This window comes from Streptomyces sp. NRRL WC-3549, from assembly GCF_000721935.1.
GTDB lineage: Bacteria > Actinomycetota > Actinomycetes > Streptomycetales > Streptomycetaceae > Streptomyces.
In genome coordinates this window covers 96,051-99,253 of record NZ_KL585386.1, presented here as the reverse complement: position 1 = coordinate 99,253, position 3,203 = coordinate 96,051, and the positions used below count along the sequence as shown (strand labels likewise).

Below are 3,203 nucleotides of genomic sequence, written 5' to 3'. Positions count from 1 at the left end.
CACCGACGCGGCAGGGATCCGCCGGCGAACCCGGGAACTGCTCGCCGCGCACCCGCCGGCCACCACCGGGCGCACCGCCTTCCTCCAGGCGCGCTTCGACGCCGGACTGGCCTGGGTGCACTACCCCGTCGGACTCGGCGGACTCGACGCACCGCGCTCCCTGCAAGGGGTGGTGGACGCCGAACTGGCCGCCGCCCAGGCGCCGGACAACGACCCGCGCCGTATCGGGATCGGCCTCGGCATGGCCGCGCCCACGATCCTCGACCACGGCACCGACGAGCAGAAGCAGCGCTTCCTGCGCCCCCTGTGGGTGGGGGAGGAGGTCTGGTGCCAGCTCTTCAGCGAGCCCGGCGCCGGGTCCGACCTCGCGGCCCTCGGCACCCGCGCCGTACGTGACGGCGAAGACTGGGTGGTGGACGGGCAGAAGGTGTGGACCTCCAGCGCCCATCTGGCCCGCTGGGCGATCCTCATCGCCCGTACCGACCCGGACGTCCCCAAGCACCGAGGCATCAGCTACTTCGTCTGCGACATGAGCGACCCGGGCGTCGAGGTCCGGCCGCTCCGCCAGATCACCGGAGAGGCCGAGTTCAACGAGGTCTTCCTCACCGGCGTACGCATCCCCGACACCAGACGGCTGGGGCCGGTCGGCGAGGGGTGGAAGGTCGCCCGGACCACGCTGATGAACGAGCGCGTCTCCATCGGCGGGGCCCGTGTCCCCCGCGAGGGCGGCATGATCGGCACCGTCGCGAAGACCTGGCGCGAACGGCCCGAACTGCGCGCACACGACCTGCACCAGCGCCTGCTCACCCTCTGGGTCGAGGCCGAGGTGGCCCGCCTCACCGGCGAACGGCTGCGCCAGCAGCTCGTCGCCGGGCAGCCCGGCCCCGAGGGCTCGGGCATGAAGCTGGCGTTCGCCCGCCTCAACCAGGAGATCAGCGGCCTGGAGGTCGAACTCCTGGGTGACGAGGGCCTGCTGTACAGCGACTGGACCATGCGCCGGCCGGAGACCGTGGACTTCACCGGACGCGACGCGGGCTACCGCTATCTGCGTTCCAAGGGCAACTCCATCGAGGGCGGGACGAGTGAGGTCCTGCTCAACATCGTCGCCGAACGCGTTCTGGGACTGCCCGCCGAACCGCGCGACGACAAGGACGCCGCCTGGAAGGACCTCGCCCGATGAGCACAGAGACCGGCCCCGCACGGCAGACCGCGCCCGCGCGGGAGGCACACGCCCCCGACCTCCTCTACTCCGAGACCGAGGAGGACCTCCGCTCGGCCGTCCGGGCGCTGCTCGCCGCCCGGGCCGGAGCGCCGTCGGTGATCGCCGCCACGGAGGCCGCCACGCCCTACGACCGGCAGCTCTGGGAATCCCTGGCGAGCGGCATCGGGGCGGCCGGGCTGTTGGTGCCGGAGGAGCTCGGGGGACAGGGGGCGGGCCACCGCGAGGCGGCCGTCGTCCTGGAGGAGCTCGGCCGCAGCGTCGCACCGGCCCCGTACCTGACCAGCGCCGTGGTCGCCACCGAGATCCTCCTCGCCCTCGACGCACAGGACGGCCCGGCGGCCGGGCTCCTGGCGGACCTGGCGACGGGGCGCAGGATCGCCGTGCTCGCCCTGCCGTTCGCCACACCCGCCGCCGACGCCGCGGCGGCCCTGACGGGCACCCTCGAACGGACGGTGACCGGAGTCGCCGACGCGGCGATGGCCGACGTGCTGCTCGTGCCCACGGCCGAGGGACTGTACGCGGTGGAGTGCGCCGGACCGGGCGTCACCGTGGAACCGCTCGTACCGTTCGACCTGACCCGCCCGCTCGCCGAGACCACCTTCTCCGGCGCCGAGGGCACGCTCCTCGCGCAGCCCGGTCCGGCGGGGGCGGCCGTCGCCCGCGGGCTGCTGGCCGGTGCCGGACTGCTCGCCTCCGAGCAGCTCGGCCTGGCCGAGTGGTGTCTGACCGAGACCGTCCGGTACACCCGCGAACGCCACCAGTTCAACCGGCCGGTGGGCTCGTTCCAGGCGCTCAAGCACCGGATGGCCCAGCTCTGGCTGGAGGTCGTCTCCGCCCGGGCCGCCGCCCGCAACGCGGCCGACGCGCTGGCGAGCGGAAGCCCCGACGCACCGCTCGCGGTGGCGGTGGCCCAGGCCTACTGCTCCGAAGCCGCCGTCCACGCGGCCGAGGAGTGCGTCCAGCTGCACGGCGGCATCGGCATGACCTGGGAGCATCCCGCGCACCTGTACCTGAAGCGGGCCAAGGCCGATTCGATCGCGTACGGGACCGCGGGGCGTCACCGCGAGACCGTCGCCGCGCTGGCGGAGCTGCCCGCCCCGTAGCGGCGACCGCCCCGGCCCGTATGCGTCCCGGGGCCGGGGAAGCGGCCGACGAGGCGCTTTCGACACCGGGGGCGCCAGTGCTCGCCACCTCCGGGGCGTACCCGACACGCCCGGCCCTCTGCGGGACGCCGTACGGACCGAACCGCTCGATGGGGGCGCCGCCCACCTCGACACCGGCGACCGGGCCGAGCTCGAAACGTTTCTGCGCCGCCGCGAACGGCACGGCCGCGGCCTCCGCCGGCCGGCCCGCGAGGAGCGCGGCCGGTCACCGTGCGTCAACACCCGTTCGGCGCACGCGCCAGTGCGCCGGACGGCCTCCCCGCTACGCCACACTGGCCGCCGAATGCCGCAAATCCGGCGCGGCAGAGGAGGCTGGCCATGGTTATCTCGATCTCGCTCGTGCTGCTTCTGCTGTTCCTCGCAGTGGTCTTCCTGCGTAACGGGGGTCTCAAGGTCTCGCATGCGATCGTCTGCGGCATGCTGGGCTTCCTCCTCGCGAGCACGAGCATGGCGCCGACCATCCACGAGGGCATCGCCGCCACCGCGGACGTGGTCAGCGGCCTGCATCCGTGACGCCGCGCGCCTCAGGTGCGGGAGGAGGCCGGTGCGCGCGGGGCAGCGCCGCACCCGCCCGCGCGGAGCGGTAACGTCGACGGCGGGCCCACGCGGCCCACGTCGACCGGGCGGGGACCGAGTGTTCCCCGCCACGCACCTGGAGAACGCAAGCGATGTCATTCCCGCCCCCCGGACGGCACTCGGGAGCCGCGCACCACGAGTACTGCAACAGCGCCCTGTGCTGCCGCTGCCAGCAGCGCCAGTGGTCGACGAGACAGGGCGACGAGCGGCTGTGCGGTTACTGCGCCTCCTGCTGCCGTGAG

The 3,203-nt window shown here is 74.0% G+C and carries 3 protein-coding genes; all 3 read left to right on the top strand.

Going from position 1 to position 3,203, the window contains the following annotated elements; genetic code table 11:
• Positions 1 to 1,180 (top strand): acyl-CoA dehydrogenase family protein (locus IH13_RS0104825; RefSeq protein WP_031081276.1); only part of this gene is annotated, 1,180 nt, incomplete at its 5' end.
• Positions 1,177 to 2,325, top strand: a complete 1,149-nt coding sequence (locus IH13_RS0104820; RefSeq protein ID WP_031081274.1) for an acyl-CoA dehydrogenase family protein — start codon at positions 1,177 to 1,179, stop codon at positions 2,323 to 2,325. The genes IH13_RS0104825 and IH13_RS0104820, both read left to right, overlap by 4 nt.
• Positions 2,326 to 2,703: 378 nt before the next feature.
• Positions 2,704 to 2,898, top strand: coding sequence for a hypothetical protein (locus IH13_RS0104815; RefSeq protein WP_031081272.1), 195 nt, complete (start codon positions 2,704 to 2,706; stop codon positions 2,896 to 2,898).
• Positions 2,899 to 3,203 lie beyond the last annotated feature (305 nt).

Bases quoted from the DNA above. Each gene is read 5' to 3' on its own strand.
- IH13_RS0104820 (WP_031081274.1), top strand. From the start codon at position 1,177: ATGAGCACAGAGACCGGCCCCGCACGGCAGACCGCGCCCGCGCGGGAG.
- IH13_RS0104815 (WP_031081272.1), top strand. From the start codon at position 2,704: ATGGTTATCTCGATCTCGCTCGTGCTGCTTCTGCTGTTCCTCGCAGTG.